General features: G+C 67.7%; 19 protein-coding genes. 11 read left to right on the top strand and 8 right to left on the bottom strand.

Annotated elements, in window-relative coordinates:
* Positions 1-117 precede the first annotated feature (117 nt).
* Positions 118-1,065, bottom strand: coding sequence for a DMT family transporter (locus tag AB0L82_RS17545; protein WP_364636980.1), 948 nt, complete (start codon positions 1,063-1,065; stop codon positions 118-120).
* Between the two features lie 123 nt (positions 1,066-1,188).
* Here AB0L82_RS17545 and AB0L82_RS17540 point away from each other — a divergent pair, with 123 nt between their 5' ends.
* Positions 1,189-1,896: a hypothetical protein gene (locus AB0L82_RS17540; RefSeq protein WP_364636978.1), complete on the top strand. Its 708-nt coding sequence runs from the start codon at positions 1,189-1,191 to the stop codon at positions 1,894-1,896.
* Here AB0L82_RS17540 and AB0L82_RS17535 read toward each other — a convergent pair.
* The 3 genes from AB0L82_RS17535 to serS form a co-directional block, all read right to left on the bottom strand.
* The gene (locus AB0L82_RS17535) at positions 1,874-3,136 is read right to left on the bottom strand and encodes an MFS transporter (RefSeq protein ID WP_364636976.1); all 1,263 of its coding nucleotides are present in this window, start codon (positions 3,134-3,136) and stop codon (positions 1,874-1,876) included. The genes AB0L82_RS17540 and AB0L82_RS17535 overlap by 23 nt on opposite strands.
* A 94-nt stretch (positions 3,137-3,230) precedes the next feature.
* Positions 3,231-5,099 carry a bifunctional diguanylate cyclase/phosphodiesterase gene (locus AB0L82_RS17530; protein WP_364636974.1) on the bottom strand — a complete coding sequence of 623 codons (1,869 nt, stop codon included), beginning with the start codon at positions 5,097-5,099 and terminating at the stop codon, positions 3,231-3,233.
* Between the two features lie 33 nt (positions 5,100-5,132).
* Positions 5,133-6,398, bottom strand: a complete 1,266-nt coding sequence (gene serS / locus AB0L82_RS17525; protein ID WP_364636972.1) for a serine--tRNA ligase — start codon at positions 6,396-6,398, stop codon at positions 5,133-5,135.
* A gap of 199 nt (positions 6,399-6,597) precedes the next feature.
* On the opposite strand from serS, the gene AB0L82_RS17520 reads away from it, so the two are divergent.
* The 6 genes from AB0L82_RS17520 to AB0L82_RS17495 all read left to right on the top strand — a co-directional run bounded on the left by AB0L82_RS17520 (position 6,598) and on the right by AB0L82_RS17495 (position 12,386).
* Positions 6,598-8,181, top strand: coding sequence for a GMC family oxidoreductase N-terminal domain-containing protein (locus AB0L82_RS17520; protein ID WP_364636970.1), 1,584 nt, complete (start codon positions 6,598-6,600; stop codon positions 8,179-8,181).
* 301 nt (positions 8,182-8,482) lie between these two features.
* Positions 8,483-9,526 (top strand): septum formation family protein, encoded by a 1,044-nt coding sequence (locus tag AB0L82_RS17515; RefSeq protein ID WP_364637956.1) that lies wholly within the window; start codon positions 8,483-8,485, stop codon positions 9,524-9,526.
* A gap of 19 nt (positions 9,527-9,545) precedes the next feature.
* Positions 9,546-9,899 (top strand): metallopeptidase family protein, encoded by a 354-nt coding sequence (locus tag AB0L82_RS17510; protein ID WP_364636968.1) that lies wholly within the window; start codon positions 9,546-9,548, stop codon positions 9,897-9,899.
* Between the two features lie 96 nt (positions 9,900-9,995).
* Positions 9,996-10,307 carry a PE family protein gene (locus tag AB0L82_RS17505; RefSeq protein WP_364636966.1) on the top strand — a complete coding sequence of 104 codons (312 nt, stop codon included), beginning with the start codon at positions 9,996-9,998 and terminating at the stop codon, positions 10,305-10,307.
* A 14-nt stretch (positions 10,308-10,321) separates the two neighbouring features.
* Positions 10,322-11,503 (top strand): PPE domain-containing protein, encoded by a 1,182-nt coding sequence (locus tag AB0L82_RS17500; protein WP_364636964.1) that lies wholly within the window; start codon positions 10,322-10,324, stop codon positions 11,501-11,503.
* On the top strand, positions 11,493-12,386 hold the full coding sequence (locus tag AB0L82_RS17495; RefSeq protein WP_364636962.1) for an ESX secretion-associated protein EspG: 894 nt from the start codon (positions 11,493-11,495) through the stop codon (positions 12,384-12,386). The genes AB0L82_RS17500 and AB0L82_RS17495 overlap by 11 nt, the downstream gene beginning before the upstream one ends.
* Positions 12,387-12,491: 105 nt before the next feature.
* On the opposite strand, the gene AB0L82_RS17490 is transcribed toward AB0L82_RS17495, so the two are convergent.
* The 3 genes from AB0L82_RS17490 to AB0L82_RS17480 all read right to left on the bottom strand — a co-directional run bounded on the left by AB0L82_RS17490 (position 12,492) and on the right by AB0L82_RS17480 (position 14,557).
* Positions 12,492-13,154: a histidine phosphatase family protein gene (locus AB0L82_RS17490; protein WP_364636960.1), complete on the bottom strand. Its 663-nt coding sequence runs from the start codon at positions 13,152-13,154 to the stop codon at positions 12,492-12,494.
* Entirely contained in the window at positions 13,151-14,068 is a 918-nt protein-coding gene (pheA, locus tag AB0L82_RS17485; RefSeq protein WP_364636958.1) for a prephenate dehydratase, read from the bottom strand. The genes AB0L82_RS17490 and pheA overlap by 4 nt, the downstream gene beginning before the upstream one ends.
* Before the next feature lie 63 nt (positions 14,069-14,131).
* Positions 14,132-14,557, bottom strand: coding sequence for a hypothetical protein (locus AB0L82_RS17480; protein ID WP_364636956.1), 426 nt, complete (start codon positions 14,555-14,557; stop codon positions 14,132-14,134).
* Positions 14,558-14,642: 85 nt separating this feature from the next.
* Between AB0L82_RS17480 and AB0L82_RS17475 the strand changes: the two genes are divergently transcribed.
* The 4 genes from AB0L82_RS17475 (at position 14,643) to AB0L82_RS17460 (ending at position 18,613) form a co-directional block, all read left to right on the top strand.
* Positions 14,643-15,413: a DUF2470 domain-containing protein gene (locus tag AB0L82_RS17475; protein ID WP_364636954.1), complete on the top strand. Its 771-nt coding sequence runs from the start codon at positions 14,643-14,645 to the stop codon at positions 15,411-15,413.
* A 122-nt stretch (positions 15,414-15,535) separates the two neighbouring features.
* Positions 15,536-16,330, top strand: a complete 795-nt coding sequence (locus AB0L82_RS17470) for a type II CAAX endopeptidase family protein (RefSeq protein ID WP_364636952.1) — start codon at positions 15,536-15,538, stop codon at positions 16,328-16,330.
* Positions 16,331-16,379: 49 nt separating this feature from the next.
* Positions 16,380-17,972 (top strand): LCP family protein, encoded by a 1,593-nt coding sequence (locus AB0L82_RS17465; protein ID WP_364636950.1) that lies wholly within the window; start codon positions 16,380-16,382, stop codon positions 17,970-17,972.
* Positions 17,973-18,064: 92 nt separating this feature from the next.
* A complete protein-coding gene (locus AB0L82_RS17460) occupies positions 18,065-18,613 on the top strand; it encodes a ferritin (protein WP_364636948.1) in 549 nt (182 codons plus the stop codon).
* Positions 18,614-18,664: 51 nt separating this feature from the next.
* Here AB0L82_RS17460 and AB0L82_RS17455 read toward each other — a convergent pair whose 3' ends face one another.
* Positions 18,665-19,579: a DUF5926 family protein gene (locus tag AB0L82_RS17455; RefSeq protein ID WP_364636946.1), complete on the bottom strand. Its 915-nt coding sequence runs from the start codon at positions 19,577-19,579 to the stop codon at positions 18,665-18,667.
* Positions 19,580-19,602 lie beyond the last annotated feature (23 nt).

Raw genomic sequence — 19,602 nt, 5'->3', positions numbered from 1 at the left:
GATGGGAGCCCAATCCGTAATGGGCGGAACGAATTTCGTCAGACGTGATGGCGAATGACACCGACCGTTCGGTCACCCGCGCGTGCGGGTGCAACTACACTCCCGGCGCGGCGTCCGTCACTCCCGCGCGGCGACCGCGACGGCCACGAACGTGAGCGCACAACCGACAACCGCGAGCGTTGACACTCCGGCCCCGGTCGGCGCGACCACATCCAGGGCCAGGGACATCAACAACTGACCCGCCACCGAGGTCAAGCCGAGTAGCAGCACCCCGATCCAGCGCACCACCAGTACCGCCAGCGCGATGAACACCACGCCGATCACACCGCCCAGATACAACCAGGGGGCACTGGGAAATCCATGCGGCCAACCACTTCCCCAGATCACGACGGCCTCGACAACCAACAGACCCGCCAGGCCGGTCGCGAAGTTCGCCAGCGTCGCCGATCGCGGTCCGCCCACCGCGCCCACCCGGCCGTTCACCGCCTGCTGCCAGGCCACCCCGAAGCCCGCCAGCAGCGGCAATACGATCAGCAATAGCTGCGGCCCGCCGCGCAACCCCTCCGGCACCGACAGCCCGCCCCGCTCACCTGAGCGCCCGGCCACCGACAGCGCGACCGCGACCAGCGCCAATCCCGCTCCCACGGAACGCAACAGGGTCACCGGCGTCCGCCCGCGCGGACCCAGCCCCACCCGATCCACCAGCAGACTGCTCGTCAACTGCCCAGCCACCACCGCGACCGTGAAGGCCGTGACCCCGATGGCCGCCACCGTGAGCCCCTGGCAGGCCACGAAGAACGCGCCGCACAGGCCGCCCAATAGCTGCCACCGGCGCAGTTCCCCCGCGCGCAGCGCATCCCATACCCGCCGCAGCCCGTCGCGCCCCCGCGCGCTCAGCACGACGATCGCACCCACCACCAGCAACCCGGACCCGAAACTGATGACCGCGGCGGCGACACCATCGCCCAGGCGCTCCCCCAACTCACCGTTCACGCGCGCCTGCACCGCCACACCCGCACCGATGCAACCCCCGAACACCAATCCCGCTCGCCGTCGCCCAGTCACACTTCAATCCTCCCCGTGCCGACCGCCCGGCTTTTCCACAGCCCGGCCGGAATGGCGAGATGTGTTGCGCGGGAACGAAGCTGAGAATGGCCCGGGGTGGGGTGGGTCGGTTACGGTCGTTGCGTGACCGAATCAACAATCGGCGATACGCACGACGCCGAAACCTATCGGGTACTCGATGAAGCGTGGAATTCCTGGGGGCGGCTCGATAGTGATGTGATCGCGCATTTGATCAATCCCGCGTTCATGGGCGGGCCGCAGTGGCCCGCATTGCGGCAGGCACACGCCATTTCGCGGCGCGATGACGCGCTGCTGGTCGCCAGTAGCGGGCTGGCGGACCCCACCGAATGGGAGAACTCAGATCCGACGAATGGGTACGAACTGGAGGTGTTCGGGATATCGCCGGACATTCCCGCCGACAGCGATACCATTTCGGTGGCGACCTCCTGGTTGGGGCAGACCGTGATGACGGTGTCGAATCTGGTGGCGCAGTACGGATTCCGGGTTTCGGACATGCTGGAGCAGTACGGGGTCATCACCATTCAACTGGAGAACGCGCAATTGCCGCGCGCCGCCACCGGAACCTATCTCGATGAGGACGGTGCGCTGGTGGTCATGCTCGGCCTGATCGGCGATGAGCTACCCGGCACCGTACCCGGACCGCTGTCACCGATCCGGTTGGTCAATGTGAAACTGCTGACCGTCGCCGAAGGACGCTTCTGCGTGAACAATTCGATGGGCGACGCCGACGCGCGCCACGAACTCGCCCGGCGCTTCGCCGAACAGGGCGACGTGCTGCGGTCCAGTATCAATCGGCCGTCGGTGGTCTGACCGCCTCCCCACCCGGCAGCCAGGTCGGCAGCAGCGCGGCGATCAACAGCAGCGGGGTGCCCAGCGCCGCCACCAGCACCGGAATGGGCAGCCAGGCCGCCGCCACACCGACGAAGATGAAGACGATCAGCGCGATCACCTCGGTGACCAGGCCGGACACCGAGGTGACGGTGGCCCGGGCCGGACCCTCGATGGCGTCCTGGAGCCGGGCCGAGGCCAGCACATCGGCGTTGTAATCGATGCCGTACGCGATCGCGATGGCGGTGAAACCCACCGCGACAAGGGGATAGACGACACCGGGGTGCGCGGTGGCGAGCCCGCACAGCAGCGCGCCGCCGATGAACAGCACGCCGGCGATACCCATCGCGATCGAAAAGGCCCGCGCCGAAACGCTTTCGGTGCGACCGGCCAGCGCGGCTCCAGCCAGCGCGCCCGCGACGGTCACACCGACCAGCACCGCCGATATCGACGGCGAGACACCGGCGTGGTCGGCGAGCAGCGCGAAGTACTCGTCGAACGCGGTGATGCCGTTCAACAGCGCCACCAGGATCACGCCGCGCCGAATCACCCTGACATGCAGTGACTCTCGAAGTCCGGAACGCAACATGTGCGCATATCGCGATATACCGGCCGGAGTCGACGCTGCTGAAAGCGCGGCCGGCGCGGCATCGGGCTCCTCCTCCAATTCCTCTACGTCCGAAGCGGATACCACCTTCGGCGCACTCGGCAATGCCACCGCCGACAGCACGTGGATGCCGGCCAGCACCACGCTCGACCAGCCGACCAGGGCGTAACCGCCCCACGCGTACAGCGGCGCGGCCGCGAGAATGCCTACGAGAGCGGCGGATTCGGCGGCCGCACGGGTGTAACCCATCAGCCGGGGATACGCCGAGGTCGCGGCACGGGCGGCGAGATCGTCATAGATCAGCGCCTCGAAGGTGCCCGAACGCAACGCACCCGAGGTGCCCCAGAGCACGAAGCCCGCCGCGAAACCCGCATACGACGGCAGCAGCGTCCACACCAGGAAACCGGCCGTGAGCAGGACACCGGAAAGAATGAGCAGCCCGCGCCGCGACACCGTATCGGCCCACGCGCCCGAGGGCACCTCCAGCAGGAACGAGGTCGCCGACCAGATGGCCAGCAGCGAGGAGATCTGCGCCGTGCTCAGACCGTGGTCGGCGAACAGCAGCGCGTACAGGGCGTAGTACGGAATCAGATCCGCCGTCAGCGCGAACAGCACCGCGCGCAGCGTGCGGCCGCGCACCGGATCGGCGCGGCGATTACCTAGAAGTGCGAGCCAGGATCAACAGGCGTAGACGAGCATGCGCATGAGATCAACTCTGCGCGCCCGGCACTCCCCCGTCAAACGGATTGTCGACCGGAATCCAGCCGTTGGTGTTCACCTCGTGCTCGGTGCGGCCCACTCCGACCAGACCGTGCCGGTCATTGAGATCGTTGATGAGCTCGGACACCGGATGCGAATCGCTGTAGTGGTAACCCTGCGCCAGCGCGAAACCCAGTTCGGTGAGCACCGCGGCCTGGTATTCGGTCTCCACACCCTCCGCGATCACCTGCAGGTCCAGTGACTTGCTCAGCGCCGCGATGACTCCCAGCAGCGGCGGGGCCGGGGAATCGGAGCGGATGGCGGCCACGAAGGACTGATCCACCTTCAGGATGTCGCTGGGCAGCGTGGCCAGGCGACTCAAAGACGAATAGCCGGTGCCGAAATCGTCGATGGCGATGCGGACGCCGGTCTCACGCAGCTTGTGCAGATTCGCGATGGCGGTCTCGGATTCGGCGGCGATCTCGCTCTCGGTCACTTCCAGGACCAATTGATCCGCGGGCCAGCCGGTATCGGCGAGAATTCCGGAAACCCGGTCGGCATAGGCGGATTCGGCCAATTCCAGGCCGCTCACATTCACGTTCAGCGTCAGATCCAGCTGAGCGAACGTCTCCTGCAACCGCATCGCGTCGGCGCACGCCCGGCGCAGCACCAGCTCGTCCAGATCGGAGATGAGGTCGTATTCCTCGGCCACCCGGATCAGGCCCTCGGTGGTCACATCCGGTTGCGCGTGCGAGGACCAGCGCAGCAGCGCCTCCACCCCGACCGCGCGGGTCGCACCGTCGGACAGGCTCACGATCGGCTGATACTGCACATCCAGGGTGCCGCGATCGATCGCCTCGCGTAGCTCCACCGCCAGCGGCAACTGCCGCGACGACTCCAGCACCGTGCGATTGCGGCCCGCCTGCTTGGCCCGATACAGGCCCACATCCGCGCGGCTCACCAGCAGCGAACCCGACTCACCCGGCTGCCACGAGGTGACACCCGCGGAACAACCCGTTGTCACCGCCGCGCGCAATTGCTCGGTCAGCAGAATCGCGGCCTGCTCGGTCGAATTCGGCAGCAGCAGTGCGAAGGCGTCACCGCCGTAGCGGGCCAGCCGCTGCTCCGGGGTCAGCAATTTCTGCCAGGTGTCACCCACCCGCTGCAGGACCGCGTCACCCGCGCGATGCCCGAGATGGTCATTGATCTTCTGAAAACGATCCAGGTCCACCAGCACCAGCGACAATGCCTGGCCGGTGCGCTGCGCGTGATCGATGGCATTGGCCAGCGCGCGATCGAAACCGCGGCGATTCAGCAGACCCGTCAGCACATCGATATCCGCGTCCGACGCCATCCGCGTGAGAATGCCGACCACAATGCCGATTCCGATGGTGATACCCGCCGGAATCAAACCCGACCACCACGGCAGACCGCGCGAGGGCACCACCCACAAACAACACAGCACCGCGAAAACCAGATGCGCGCCGAGCCATTTCCAGGCGAAGAAAATCGCGGCATCACACGCTACGAACACATAGAACGCGGCCAGACTGATCGCGCCCACGGTATTCGGAAACCAATGCACCGCAACGGTCACCAGCACCGTGGCCACCGCCACATATCCGTGATGCACGTAGTGCGGCATGCGCGGGCCCCAGAACAGCAGACTCACCCCGAGCAGCAATGCCACCAGCGCCGCACTACCCACCAGCGGCCGATTGCCCTCATCACCCGGAGCGACGGCCGTGATCACCAGACCAAGCACACCACCCATGACGTAGAACGCACCGGTGGTTCGAGCCATGACCATTGCCGTCGCCAGCGCCGAAGCCGTCCGCACCCGCGTTCGGGTATCGCCGCGAGACCCGATTCCTCGCACGCTGCCCAGCCTAAACGGTGAGTTGATATTTGCTCACCGGATCGGCTCGAGCACTTCGACACCCACGAACGGGACCAACGCCGCCGGGACCCGGACCGAGCCGTCGGCTTGCTGATGATTCTCCAGCAGCGCGACGATCCAGCGGGTGGTGGCGAGCGTGCCATTCAAGGTGGCGGCGGTTTGCGGCTTGTTGTTCTCATCGCGGTAGCGGACATTGAGGCGACGCGCCTGGAATGTCGTGCAATTCGAGGTCGAGGTGAGCTCGCGATAGGTCTCCTGGGTCGGAACCCAAGCCTCACAGTCGAATTTGCGCGCGGCCGAGCTGCCCAGATCACCGGCGGCCACATCGATGACGCGATACGGCACCTCGATGGCGGCGAGCATCTCCTGCTCCCAGGCCAGCAGGCGCTTGTGCTCGGCGTCCGCGTCCTCGGGGCGGGTGTAGACGAACATCTCCACCTTGTCGAACTGATGCACGCGAATAATGCCGCGGGTGTCCTTGCCGTAGCTGCCCGCCTCGCGCCGGAAACACGACGACCAGCCCGCGTAGCGCTTGGCGTTCGCCGCGCCCAGATCCAGGATCTCGCCCGAGTGATAGCCCGCCAGCGGAACCTCCGAGGTGCCGACCAGGTACAGGTCGTCCTCTTCCAGGTGATAGATCTCCGCCGCGTGCTGACCCAGGAAACCGGTGCCCGCCATGATCTCCGGGCGCACCAGCACCGGCGGAATCATCATGGTGAAACCATTCCTGGTGGCCCGCTGCGCCGCCAGCTGCAACAGGCCCAACTGCAACAGCGCGCCATAACCGGTGAGGAAATAGAAGCGCGCGCCCGAAACCTTCGCACCGCGTTCCATATCGATGATGCCCAGCGATTCACCCAATTCCAGGTGATCCTTCGGGGTGAAATCGAATTCGCGCGGGGTGCCGACATGCTCGAGCACGACGTAATCGTCCTCGCCGCCCGCGGGCGCGCCCTCCTGCACCACATTCGACAGCGCGCGCTGCGCGGCATCGAGCACGGCGTCGGCGGCGTTCTCGGCGACCTCGGCCTCCTTGACCTTCGCCGACAACTCCTGCCCCTGCGCCAGCAGCACCGGGCGCTCCTCCGCGGACGCCTTGCCGACCTTCTTGCCCAGCGCCTTGTGCTCGGCGCGCAGACCATCGGCATTGGCGACGGCCGCGCGCCGCGCCGTATCGGCCGCGAGCAGGGCATCCACCAGGGCCGGGTCCTCACCGCGAGCCCGCTGCGACGCGCGGACCACGTCCGGGTTCTCCCGCAGGAATCGAAGGTCGATCATGGCTCAAGCCTATCGGGGCGGGGCCAGCGAATTTCCCTTAGGTCCAGGACCGGACAAATGCGTCAGCGCCAGTTTCCGTCCTTTTCCCGCGTTCCGGTCGCCCTCATTCACAGGATCGACCAGAGTTGGGTCATGGGTACGGGCGGAACGCCGCTGCGCCCGCGCACGTATCCCTCGCCAGACCTCCCGAGGAGTCCCCATGCCCCAATACACGCCGAGCACAGTCGATTTCATCGTCGTCGGCGCCGGATCCGCCGGGGCGGCCGTGGCCGCTCGGCTCAGTGACCGGCCCGGCGTCAGCGTCGCCGTCGTCGAAGCGGGCAGCGCCGACCGCGATAAATTCGTGCACATCCCCGCCGGATTCTCCAAGCTCTTCCAGGGTGAGAACGACTGGAACTACCGCACCGAACCGCAAACCGAACTGCACGACCGCCAGGTGTACTGGCCGCGCGGCAAAATGCTCGGCGGCTCCTCATCGATGAACGCCATGATGTGGGTGCGCGGCTTCGCCGCCGACTACGACGAATGGGCCGAGCACGCCGGGCCCGGATGGTCATTCGAGCAGGTGCTGCCCTATTTCCAGCGCATGGAAACCGTCGAGGGGCCGGAAGGCACCGTCGGCGAGGGGCCGCTGTACATCTCGCCGCAGCGCAGCCCGCGGGCCGTCACCCAGGAGTACCTGACCGCGGCGACTCAGGCCGGGTTCACCCTCGAGACCGCGAATGCCGATGTGCCGCAAGGGTTCACGCAGACCATGGTGAGTCAGAAGCGCGGGGCGCGCTGGAGCACCGCCGACGCCTACCTGCGGCCCGCGCTGCAACGGCACCGGGATCTGACGCTGATCACCGACGCGCATGTCACGCAGGTGCTGTTCGAAGGCAATCGCGCGGTCGGCGTCGAATACCGGATCGGCGGCGAGACCAAACAGCTGCACGCCAAACGCGAGGTCATCCTGTCCGGCGGGGCGATCAACACACCGCAGCTGCTCATGCTGTCCGGTATCGGACCCGTGGACCAGTTGACCGCGCTGGGAATCCCGGTGCGGCACCACAATCCGGAGATCGGGCGCAATCTGCGCGATCATCTGGCCGCGCCCATCGTGTATCGCACCAAGGCGGGCAGCCTCTACGGCGCGGACAAGAACCTGCTCGAACTGGGCAATTACCTGCTGCGGCGACGCGGGCAGCTCACCTCCAATGTCGGTGAGGCGTACGGATTCGTGCGCAGCCGCCCGGATCTGGACCTGCCGGACCTGGAATTGATCTTCGCGCCCGCGCCCTACATCGGCGAGGGGCTCGGCGAACCCGACGGGCACGCGCTGACCTTCGCGGCGGTGCTGCTCAAGCCCGAATCACTCGGGGAGATCACGCTGACCTCCACCGATCCGTTCGTCGCGCCGCGCATCGATCCCAAGTACGTCTCGGAGATCAACGACCGCATCACGCTCATGGCCGGACTGCGCACCTGCGTCGAAATCGCCTCGCAGCCCGCGCTCAAGGAGCACATCGGGGAGCTCATGCAGCCCGAGATGCCCGCGAGCACGCCGATGGACGAGGTGCTCAAGCGGTGTTTGGACGCGCATTCGCACACGCTGTACCACCCGGTCGGCACCTGCCGGATGAGTTCGGACTCGACCGGCGTCGTCGATCCGGAACTGCGGGTGCGCGGGGTCGAAGGGTTGCGTATCGCCGATACGTCGGTCATGCCGATCATCACGCGCGGGCATACCCACGCGCCCGCGGTGCTGATCGGTGAGAAGGCCGCCGACCTCATCGCGGGATAGCGATCGCGGGGTAAATACGGTGTGCTGCGCCGGTTCCCACGCCGGGAACCGGCGCGTCGGGGTGCGAAGTTCAGTGGGACATGGCGGGGGCGATGCCGCGCTGACATGATGGACGGCGATGTCCGACGAACGAGTGCCTCCGCCAGAACAGCCCGCGTGGCCATCCGCTGGTCCCCGAAAAGGGGGGTCCAGGCGGGCCGGTCGTTCGGGTCCGTCGTCAGGTCAGCCGGGTCCTTACGGTCAGCCCGGGCCGTCCGGTCGGTCGGGTCCATCGTCGGGTAAGCCCAGCCCGCTGGCCGGGCTGCGATCGAAGCTGAGTACGGAAGGTCCGCTGTCCGCGCCCACACTGCGCTGGGGGCTGCTCGCCGTCGCGGTGGGTGCGGTGGTCGCCGCGCTCATCACCATGGTCGTCTCCGGCTTCGACTCCGGACGGGTGGAGGCGCATACGCCGGGCGGGGCGCAGCCCACCGGGGCGGTCGCGGGCGCGGCCTTCGGCACCGCCAAACAGGGCGACTGCCTGAGCTGGAGCAAGAGCAATGCCAGCGATCTGGTGAAGGTCGACTGCGGCAGCAAGCACCTGTTCGAGGTCACCGCCGATGTCGACCTGAGCAAGTACCCGGGCCGCGAATTCGGGCCGGGCTCACGCTTTCCCGATTCACTGCGCTTCTCCGAACTGCGCGATGAGCACTGCGTCAGCGCCGCGCAGAGCTACCTCGGCGGCAAATTCGATCCGCGCGGCAAATTCGTCGTCGGCCTGATCAATCCGGGCGAAGCGGGCTGGAAGGCGGGCGAGCGCACGCTGCGCTGCGGCCTGCAGGTCACCGGCAGCGCGGGCACCGCGACGCATCCCATCTCCGGCAGCGTGCGGAACGTCAATCAGTCCAAGGTGTTCGACGTCGGCACGTGCGTGGGCATCGCCCGCAACCTGCCCACCGATCCGGTCGACTGCGCGCAGCCGCACGCCTTCGAGATCGTCTCCACCGTCGACCTCGGCGCACGCTTCCCGAACGGCGCGCCCAGCAAGGACGATCAGGACAAGGTCATGGAGGACCAGTGCGCCAAGGACTCCACCGACTATCTGGGCTCACCGGACGCGTTGCGCAACAAGACCCTCACGCTGTTCTGGGATTTCCTGGACACCCGCAGCTGGCTGGCCGGTAGTCAGAGCCTGAACTGCCTGATCGGCAAGGGCGCGGACCAGGAGGGCTTCGCCACCATCACCGGTTCCGCGCGCGGCGATCTGCTCATCGACGGCCAGGCCCCGGTGCCGCCGCCGAACAACGGCCGCTACACCCCGCCACCGCTACCGGGCGCGGCTCCACCGGTCATCCCGCAGCCGCGGTGATCGAACAGAACGGCGCACCGTGTCGGTAACCATGTCCGACGAGCGCTTCGAAGAGCTCGTCGGTGACGCACTGGACCTGATTCCGGCCGAGCTGGCCAAGGCCATCGACAATGTGGTGGTTCTCATCGAACCGCGCAGCGACGAGGACCCGCACCTGCTCGGGCTCTATCACGGGATAGCGCTCACCGAACGGGACTTCAGCCACTACGGGGGCGCATTACCCGACACCATCACCATCTATCGCGAGGCCATCCTCGGCATGTGCCACAGCGAAGAAGAGGTGGTGGAAGAGGTGGCAATCACAGTGATTCACGAGATCGCGCACTACTTCGGGATTGACGACGACCGCCTTCATCAGCTGGGATGGGGCTGATCCGGGGTTGCGGGGAACCATTCAGCTAACCGGTGCGTCCAAGAATTCATAGCCGGTACCGCTGTCTGTTCCACACACCAGGAGGGGAGTCGCTTCATGGTCGGCCACGTCCTCGTGCAGCCCGAGGTCATTCTCGCCGCTGCTCTCGAGCTCGACCTGCTCGCCGAACGACTCTCGGCGGCATCCGCTTTCACCGCGCCCGCCACCCATGTGCTGCCCTCCGGCACCGAGGAAGTCTCCTTCCTGGCCGCCGCACACTTCAATCAGGCGGCATTCAGCCACGATCGGGCAACCGCCCAGGCCGTACTCGAACTGCATCACGCCGCCGCCACCCTGCGCACCCAGCTCGCCCAGTACCTGGTGCAGGACGCGGTACGCGCGGCCGGTATCGCCGCCATCCAGGTGTAGAGGGGAACACTCGAATGACATTGGGCATCACCGGGGTCTTCTGGCTCCCCCGCATGGCCGAATTGAACTCCGTCACCTTGAACGCCGGGGCGCACGCCATTCCGATCGCGGCCGCGGGCACCGCCTGGGGCGGGCTCACCGCCGCCTGGGTCGACGCCACCACCACCGTTGCCCGGGTCATGGCCGAGGTCGGGGTCGGGCTCCAGGGCATCAACGGGTTGAACGTGCTGGGCCGCCTCACCGGATTCACCCTCTGGTCCGAACAGCAGAGTGTGCTGGCAGCGGCCATGGCCGCCAAGGCCGCCGCCAATGTGACCGCGTACACCGTGGCCTCGATCGTCATGCCGAGCCTGCCCGAGATCGCGGCCGTCGAAGCCGCGCGGGTGGCGGCGCATTCCACCGGTGGCGCGCTCAACGGCACCGCCGAAGCGGCCGAGGCCGCGAAACTCGCGCTCGATATCCGGGCCGCGCTGGTCATGGAGACCTACGAGGCCGCCACCACCGCGCTGGTCACCACGCCCGGCGAATTCTTCCTGCCGCCCGCCATCGCCATGGGGGCCGGATCCGTCAATGGCGCAAGCGGTTTCGGCGACGGCTCCGGTGATCCGGTGCAGGCCGCGCTGGCAGCCGCGGCCGGGCTGGCGAACAACCCCGCGGTCCTCAGCGCCATGAGCCAGGCGGCCGAGGTGGCCGGGACCGTGGCCACCTCCGGTGCGACCACCGTCGGCAATGTCGCGAGCACCGCGATCACAGCCGTGGCCAATGGGCTTGCGCCGGGTCATATCGGGACCGCCATGCCCGGCGTCGGCGATGCGGGCCTTGCCACCGTGGGCGCGGGCGTGGCCGGAGTGAGCACCAGCGCGGTTTCCTTCGGTGGTGGCGGCACGAGCGTGAGCATCGGAAACGGTGGCGGCACACTGAAATTGCCCGAAGGCTGGGGTGCGGGCACCGGAATCCCGAGTGGCGCGCCGGCGGCCCCCGTGGCCGTCGCCGAACCGGTGAGCGTCGCGCCCGCCGCGCAATCCGCCGCACCCGTGCGCGCCTCGAATTCCAGTCCGCTGCTGGGCAATCAGGCACAGCGCGATGAGGACGAGACCTACGACGGGCATGCCTACGGGCGCTCCGTGGAACACTTCGCCGACGGCCGGGTCATCGCGCCCGCCGTGATCGGCGGCGATGCGATGGATGCCCGATGAGCAGGATCAACACCGGTCCGGTGACAGTGGTCGGCGATTCGGCGGCGCAGCGGTGACCGTGCTCGGCGCGGGGCACGGGCCGTCGGTATTGCGGTCGGTCACGCTGTCGCTCGACGAAATGCAGTATCTCCAGGAGGCTTTGGAGTTCGATGAGCTGCCCGTGGTGCTGAATGCCATGGGGCGCTACGACAATGCCGTCGATCACGACGCGGCCATGAATGCCGCGGCGGCGGAATTGGCCGAACGTGATCTGCTCGACGGTGATCAGGTGCATCCGGAACTCGCCGAGCGGCTGCGCGTGCTCTACCGCCCGCACTGGGTGATCGCCCTGCGCTGGTACGTGAACGGCCAGGTCAACCGGTTCTGCCTGGCCAAAGGCGACGATATCGAAGTCGTCGCGCTGCGCGGCCCGCACTCCTACGTCATCGATACCGCCGGACACGACCTGCCGGGTACGGTCATGGCCGCCCTCGGCCCCGCCGACCCGCTCGAACTCGACGGAATGAACGCGCCCACAGCCGAATTGGCCCCCATCTTCGACGATGCGGGCGATGTCACCACCACCGCGAACCGCCTCGCCGAGGTGGGCAAACCACCGCGCGACGCGAAAACCCTTGCCTCCGCACTGGTTCAAGTCGACTCGCACGCCGAAATCGCCGGCGTCATCTACGGTGACGGCACCCGCGACACCGCCGACAATCACATCGCCGTCTTCAACACCCGGCACGGCAGATTCCTCGCCACCGCCAGCACCGCCGACGACGGCACCAAATGGACATCCCTGGCAACGGGCACCCCTGCCCGCCTGCGCACAGCGCTACAGGATCTGATCACCGGTTTGCCTCTGCGCCAGGAGTTTCCGAAGTTCCGGGCACCCAGCTAGCCCACCACGTCGCCCCACCCCGTCATCCCGGATCGCCCCACCCCGGGTGTCTGCGCCCTCAACCCTTTCGGGGGTGTGTGCGCCCTCGCGGCCCTGTCGGGGCAATCAGCCCATGGGGTCGTCGCCGGTGGGGGCGGTGTCCTCGCCGAAGGGTGGGAGGTAGCGGCCCCAGCGGGTGCATTCCCAGGTGCCGTCGGAGTGCGGCAGGAGTTCGATGGTGTCGGTGTTGTCGAGGTGGTTGTTGGCGGCGAAAAGCCTTGGGACCGAGGCTAGTTCGCGGGAGACCAGGCGCATTACGGCGCCGTGGCTGACCAGGATGATGTCGCCGGAGTCATCGTCGGAGAGGTATTCGTCGCGTAGGCGTTCCAGGGTGGGGACGTAGCGGTCCAGCACTTCCATACCGGTTTCGCCGCCGGGGACGCGCTGGCTCAGATCACCGAAATGCCAGGCGTGGTAGATGTCCTGGAAGGTTTCGTGCGCTTCGCGGGTGTTCAGGCCCTCGAGGTCGCCGAGCTGGACCTCCTGCATACCCTCCAGGGTTTCCAGCTTCACGCCGGTGGCGTCGGCGATATGGCCGCCGGTCTGGCGGGCGCGCAGGGCCTCGGAGGAGAAGAGACGGCGCGGTGGCGTCGACAGGTTCGCGCCGAAGGTTTTCGCCTGCGCCACACCGCGTTCGGTGAGCGGCAGGCCGGGGAGCCTGGTGTCCAGGATCTTGGCGACATTGCCTTCGGTCTCGCCGTGTCGCACCAGGATGAGCTTGCCGGTCACAGGTCGGCCACCCCTTTCTTCAGATCTGCCAGCCAGGCCGCCGCGGGTTCATCGGCGGGCGGCGGCGCACCGGTGGCCGAGGTCGCGGGCCAGGAGCCGAGGAACCGGATCCGGGCGGCGGTGCGGTGCAACGCCTTCAACGCCTCGGCGACCGCGGTGTCATCGATATGGCCGACGCAATCCAGGTAGAAGCGGTACGTGCCCATGCCCGTTCGCGTCGGGCGGGATTCGATACGGGTGAGATCGATACCGCGGGTGGCGAATTCGGCGAACGCGCGCATGAGCGAACCCGGTTCGTTCGCCAACTCCAGCACGATCGAGGTGCGGTCCACCCCGGTGCGCGGCGGCGCGGGCTGCGGCGGCGCGACCAGTACGAAACGGGTCACCGCCGAATCCACGTCGGCGACATCGGTCGCCAGCGCGGTCAAACCCAGGCGCTCACCCGCGAGCGCGGTCGAGACGGCCGCGTCCGCGTGCCCGGCCACCACATCCTCGGCGGCGGCGGCATTGGAGGCCGAGGTGAACATCTCCGCCTCCGGCAACCGATGCGCCAACCAGATGCGCACCTGCGCGGCCGCGATCGGATAGGCGGCGATCCGCCGCACCTGCGAGAGCTCGATACCCGGCCGCGCCAGGATGGTGAACGCCACATTCAGTTCGGTCTCGGCGATGATCTGCAGGCGGGGACCCAGCGCCAGCGCGTCCAGCGTCGGCGCGATCGACCCGTCCACCGAGGATTCGATCGGCACCACCGCACCGTCGACCTGTCCGGCGCGCACCAGTTCGATGGTCGCGCCCTGACTCGGGGCGGGGACACGCTCGACCGGCCCGCCGAAGGTTCCGGTGGACTCGAGTTTTGCGAGGGCCATCTCCGTGAAGGTTCCCGACGGCCCGAAATAGGCGATGCGCGGCACGGTCTAGACACTACTTGCGCACGGTGAGCAACTCCCTATTTTGAATCACTCCCTTACCTACCCCTAAGGCTGGAGCGCGCGCAGCCCCGCGGCGACGGCGTCCGGATCGGATGTCTCGATGGCGAGCAGCACGGTGCGCAGCGCTTCGACGGCGGGCTGTTTCAAACCCGACAGGAAGGGGAGGTCCGGGGCGGCGAGAGCGGTCGGTATGTCCTCGCCCATGAGCGCCGCGACAGCGGCGGCGATGATCGCCAGGGCGCGTTCGCCGGAATCGGTGCGGGCCACGAAACCGGTGTCGCCGTGTGCGATTCGAACCAGGAATTCCGCGACCGCCACATCGTCGACGCTCAGGTCGAGCACCTCGGCCGGGGCCGGATTCGCGCTGATGGGACGGATCAGGCCGTCGGTGATCCCCTGCACGGCGGGTTTCCCGGGGACGCTCAATTGCAGGATGACCGGTTCGGGGGCGGGGGCGGAATCATGCGGCACGGGGTCAACCGTACTGAGTCGATGGGTTGCGCGAGATCACACTCTGACTTAGCTTAGGTTTACCTAATTAATCATGGAGGTAGGCATGACCAACACGGCTCCGGTCGTCGCGCCCCACACCGCCGAGCGCGTGCACAGCGCCTGCGCCCACGCCGAGAGCGCGATGCTGGCCGTGCCCGGCCTCGACCCGGTACCGACCTCGGTGCACCTGCTGCGCCAGTGCGGCGACATCGTCATCGCCGTACCATCCAATTCGGTTGCGGCCGTACTGGTTATGACCTGCGGCAATACCGGCTCGCCCGCCGTGCTCGAACTCACCGACCACGCACCGCTGCCGCTGCGCGAACCCGTCCGCGCCCTGGTCTGGCTGCGCGGCTGGGTGCACGCGGTGCCCGGCAACACCCAGCGCGCGCTCGCCGCCGCCGTCGCCGAGGACCACCCGCATCCGGCGCTGCTCGATATCGGCCACACCGCCACCCTGCTGCGGCTGGTCGTCGACTCCGCCGTCGTCGCGGACACCTCAGGCGCGGATTCGGTGACGCGCGAACAACTCCGGCAGGCACACCCGGACCCGTTCTGCGCCATGGAAGGCGCCTGGCTGCAACACCTGCACGCCGACCACGCCGACGTCATCGACCGGCTCGCCCGGCATCTGCCGCCCGCACTGCGGCGCGGCGCGCTCGTGCACCCGCTCGCCATCGACCGGTACGGGGTCACACTGCGCGTGGAAGCCGTCGAAGCAGACCACGACATCCGCATCCCCTTCCCCACCCCCGCGCACGATGTCGAATCGCTCAGCCGCGCCGTACAAGCCTTGGCGGCCAACCCTTTCGAACACGGCCTGCACCGCATCTAGCCGAATACGCTTCACCGGGCCCGACTCCCGACCGGAACCACGCTGGGACGACACCGCGGCCGACGGAACCCCGCCCGCCCGCTCGGCGCAGGTGGTTTCGGCCGCGCGCATAGATTGGCGGCATGAATTCGGGAGCCGAGACCTCGGCCACGTGGCCCGCGCCCGCATCGACCGACGCCGAACGGCGGGCGATCCGGATCGAGATCGCGATCGTCCTGGTCGTCACATTCGGGCTGAGCGGGGCCAATGCGGCGCTGTCACTGCTCGAGAGCGCGCTCGCACCGGGCGGGGTGGGCGGGCAGACCGTCGCGCTGAATCCGTCGCGGGCCGCGCAATCCGCCATCGATCTGCTGTTCCAGCTGTTGAGCGTGGCGCGGCTGCTCGGGTGGGCGGCGCTCGGGCTGTACCTGTTGTGGCGCAGTGGAATCGGGCCGCGCCTGATCGGCATCGCCCGCGTGCGGTGGCGAGCCGACGTGCTGCCGGGGCTGGCCTTGGCCGCGATCATCGGGATTCCCGGGCTCGGGCTGTATCTGGTCGCGCACGCACTCGGGGTGAGCGTCACGATCGTGCCCGGCTCACTGGATCATTGGTGGCGGCTGCCGGTACTGGTGTTGAACGCCTGGGCGAATTCGGCGGCCGAGGAAGTGCTGGTGGTCGCGTATCTGATCACCCGATTGCGGGCGCTCGGCTGGTCCGAGAACCGGTCACTGCTGGCCTCGGCGCTGCTGCGCGGCAGTTACCACCTGTATCAGGGGCTCGGCGGCGGTATCGGAAACCTGGTGATGGGACTCATATTCGGGCGCTACTGGCAGCGCACCAACCGGCTCTGGCCACTGCTGCTCGCGCACGCGCTGATCGACACCGTCGCCTACATCGGCTATTCCGTACTGCGCGGACATGTCTCCTGGCTGCCGTAATGCGATTGGAATGAACCCTCGAGCGGGTGGAATCAGTAGAGTTCCGGTGATGAACGGCGACGACCCCCAGCAACACGCACGGATGCGCCGGGAGCCGCCGCCGAATCGTGCGAGCCAGCCCCCGGCCGGACCCGCACGGCCCGGAGCAAACCAACCGCAACCGCCGCGGGCGCAGCCGGGCGGACCACCACGCGCGGGACAGCCACCGCAACGGAACCAGGGTCCGGCGGCACGCGATCCGGGTGCGCGGCCGAATCCGAATCCGCGCCAGGGTGATCCGGCCGCCGGAGCGCACGGCCCCACCCACAAGATCTCGCGTGACGAGCCGAGACCAGCACTGGCCTGGTCGGAAGTCCCGCCCACCATGAACCGGCCGCCGCAGCGGAATCCGGGCGCGGCACCGGGCAATCAGCCACCCCGGCGCGAACCGGGTGCGGCACAGCGCAATCAACCCGCACCACGGGAACAGGCTGCGGGACAACGCAATCAGCCACCCGGCGCGGGACAGCGCGGGGCATCCCAGTACGAGCGGACACGCGTGGCCGCGCCCATGGGGCACGCACCCACGCAGACTCCGCAACCCTTCCGCGAGGATTCACCGCCACCACCGCCGCCCGCGCTGCCGCCCAAACGCGGTGGCGGCAAAGGCGGCGGCGGTGATCGTCCGCCGCGCGGACCCAAGCCGAAGCGCAAACGGCACTGGTTCCGGTGGATCACGGCGCTGCTGCTGATCGTGCTGCTCACCCCGATCGTGGCGGCCATCTACGTGGATACGCATCTGACCCGAATCGACGCGCTGCCCGGCTACTCCGGGCGGATCGGCGACACGCCCGGGACGAATTGGCTTCTGGTCGGCTCGGACAGCCGCACCGGGCTCACCGCGGAGCAGGAACAGGAGCTCGCCACCGGCGGTGAGGTCGGCTCCGAGCGGACCGACACCATCATCCTGGTGCACCTGCCCAAATCCGGGCAGCCGACGCTGGTCAGCCTCCCGCGCGACTCCTACGTGGCCATTCCGGGTCATGGAAAAGACAAGCTCAACGCGTCTTTCGCCTTCGGCGGCGCACCGCTGCTGACGCAGACCGTCGAACTCGCCACCGGACTGCGCATCGATCATTACGCACAGATCGGCTTCGGCGGGTTCGCCGATATCGTCGACGCGGTCGGCGGTATCGATATGTGCCTGGACCAGGCGATCAACGATCCGCTGGCGGGTATCGACCTGCAGGCGGGCTGTCAGCATCTCAACGGCGCCGAGGCGCTCGGGTTCGTGCGCTCGCGTGCCACCGCCCGCGCGGATCTGGATCGCATGCTCAACCAGCGCAAATTCCTCAGCGCGCTACTGCAGAAGGCGACCAGCGTGGGCACGCTCGCCAACCCGTTCCGGTCCTGGCCGCTGATACAGGGCTTGACGAAAACCTTGAAGGTCGACGAGGGCTCGCACGTCTGGAACCTCGCACTGCTCGGCAAGGCGATGGCGGGCAATCCGATAGCGACAACCGTGCCGGTCGGTGGGTTCGAGGATGTGGACGGCAGCGGCAATGTGCTGTTGTGGGACAAGACCCGGGCGGGTCAGTTCTTCGACGCCCTGGCCGCGGATAAACCCGTCCCGAGCGATTTGATCACCACCGTCGGAAATTAGCGAAATTAGGCAAGTATTGCCTCAATAAGGCTGTACTCAATAAGGCTGCACTTGGATGACACGCCCTCTGACCAGGGATTAGTGTCATCCGCATGTCCAGCCGAACCCAAACCAAGAGCAGCAAGTTCCACGCCCTGCTGCAGGATCAGATCCGCAACGAATTCAATGCCGAGCGTCAGTACATCGCCATCGCATTGTGGTTCGATCACGCCGATCTGCCGGTCCTGGCCAAGTACTTCTACAAGCAGGCTGTCGAAGAGCGCAATCACGCGCTGATGATCGCGCAGTACCTGCTCGATCAGGATTTCGTGGTCGAGGTGGCCGACAACAGCGCCGCCAAGTCCAGCTTCGAGAACGCCAGGGAGCCGATCGCGCTCGCGCTCTCCCAGGAGCAGACGGTCACCGAGCAGATCGTGGCGCTCGCCAAGACCGCCCGCGAAGAGGGCGACTACCAGGGCGAGCAGTTCATGCAGTGGTTCCTGAAGGAGCAGGTCGAGGAGGTGGCGACTATGAAGACCCTCCTCACCGTCGCCGAGCGCGCCAGCGCCAACATGTTCGACCTGGAGAACTTCGTCTCACGCGAGATGAGCTCGCCGAAGGATGCGTCCGGCTCGCCGCACACCGCGGGCGGCTCGCTCTAGGCAGCGCATACGAAAAGGCCCGGTTCCCTTGCGGGACCGGGCCTTTCGCTATCAGCGCAGGGTGACCTGGCGCGAGCGCAGGCCGTCGCGGGAACGGCGGATATCCGAGGTCATCGGCTCGTCATTCTTCAGCGCGGCCGCCAGGCGGGCGCCGAATTCCTTTGCGGCGGGCTCCCATTCGGTGGGGTGACGCTCCGGATCCAGATCGAACACCGGCACCAGCAAACCGTGGGTGCGGAACGAGCCCGCGAAGCGCGAGCCCTCACCCAGGTTCAGTTCACCGGCCGCGTGCAGCCGCGCCAGCGCCACCATGAGCGCGTCCTCGTCCTCCGGGCGCACCCAGCGCAGATGCGCCTTCTCACCGGCGTCCACCCACCAGGCCGCGCCGATGGCGTCCGCGCCCAGGTTCAGGCGGGCCGACGGCATGATCGCCTGATTGGCCTGCTCGATGGTGGCGGCCACCTGCGGATCCGGGGTGACGCCCGCCGGCACCCACCAGTTGAAGTCCTGATGCACGGTCAGATCCAGCGCGGCGTTGTCGAGCACGTCCGAAAGGCTCGGCGCGCCTTCGACACTCGCGGCCGCGAGCGAATCGCCCGGCTCCGCGGACTGCGTCCACAGAATCGCGGTGGCGAGATCGGCGGCCGGATTATCCGACTGGAACTGCACCTGCGTGCCCACGAACCCGACCGGCTCATCACCGGCGCGCACCAGCGCGGCCACCGCGCCCGGCAGCACCGTCGACAGCGTCACCGCGCGCTCGGCGGCCACACTCGGCGACAGCTTCAGCGTCGCGGTGGCGGAAGGCACGAACTCCCGGAGCGCCACCAGATCACACTCGGCGGCCAAGCCCTCGAACGGGCGCGTCACGACCTGCGACGCCGCCTCCTGCGCGGCGCGGCGCTCGGCCAGCTTCTGCGCCCGGTTACTGTCCGGCTTGGGACTGTTGCGCTTGCTCTTACCCATAGCTGGCAAACGTACCGTGTCCG

Origin of the sequence: Nocardia sp. NPDC052001, assembly GCF_040680615.1 — a bacterium.
GTDB lineage: Bacteria > Actinomycetota > Actinomycetes > Mycobacteriales > Mycobacteriaceae > Nocardia.
Note: the sequence above shows the minus strand (reverse complement) of the source record. Positions and strands in the feature narration are given on the sequence as shown.

Excerpts from the sequence above, each read along its gene's own strand:
- AB0L82_RS17470 (WP_364636952.1), top strand. The coding sequence starts at position 15,536 with ATGAATTCGGGAGCCGAGACCTCGGCCACGTGGCCCGCGCCCGCATCG.
- AB0L82_RS17500 (WP_364636964.1), top strand. The coding sequence starts at position 10,322 with ATGACATTGGGCATCACCGGGGTCTTCTGGCTCCCCCGCATGGCCGAA.
- AB0L82_RS17455 (WP_364636946.1), bottom strand. The coding sequence starts at position 19,579 with ATGGGTAAGAGCAAGCGCAACAGTCCCAAGCCGGACAGTAACCGGGCG.
- AB0L82_RS17495 (WP_364636962.1), top strand. The coding sequence starts at position 11,493 with ATGCCCGATGAGCAGGATCAACACCGGTCCGGTGACAGTGGTCGGCGA.
- AB0L82_RS17505 (WP_364636966.1), top strand. The coding sequence starts at position 9,996 with ATGGTCGGCCACGTCCTCGTGCAGCCCGAGGTCATTCTCGCCGCTGCT.
- AB0L82_RS17475 (WP_364636954.1), top strand. The coding sequence starts at position 14,643 with ATGACCAACACGGCTCCGGTCGTCGCGCCCCACACCGCCGAGCGCGTG.
- AB0L82_RS17465 (WP_364636950.1), top strand. The coding sequence starts at position 16,380 with ATGAACGGCGACGACCCCCAGCAACACGCACGGATGCGCCGGGAGCCG.
- serS (WP_364636972.1), bottom strand. The coding sequence starts at position 6,398 with ATGATCGACCTTCGATTCCTGCGGGAGAACCCGGACGTGGTCCGCGCG.
- AB0L82_RS17460 (WP_364636948.1), top strand. The coding sequence starts at position 18,065 with ATGTCCAGCCGAACCCAAACCAAGAGCAGCAAGTTCCACGCCCTGCTG.
- AB0L82_RS17520 (WP_364636970.1), top strand. The coding sequence starts at position 6,598 with ATGCCCCAATACACGCCGAGCACAGTCGATTTCATCGTCGTCGGCGCC.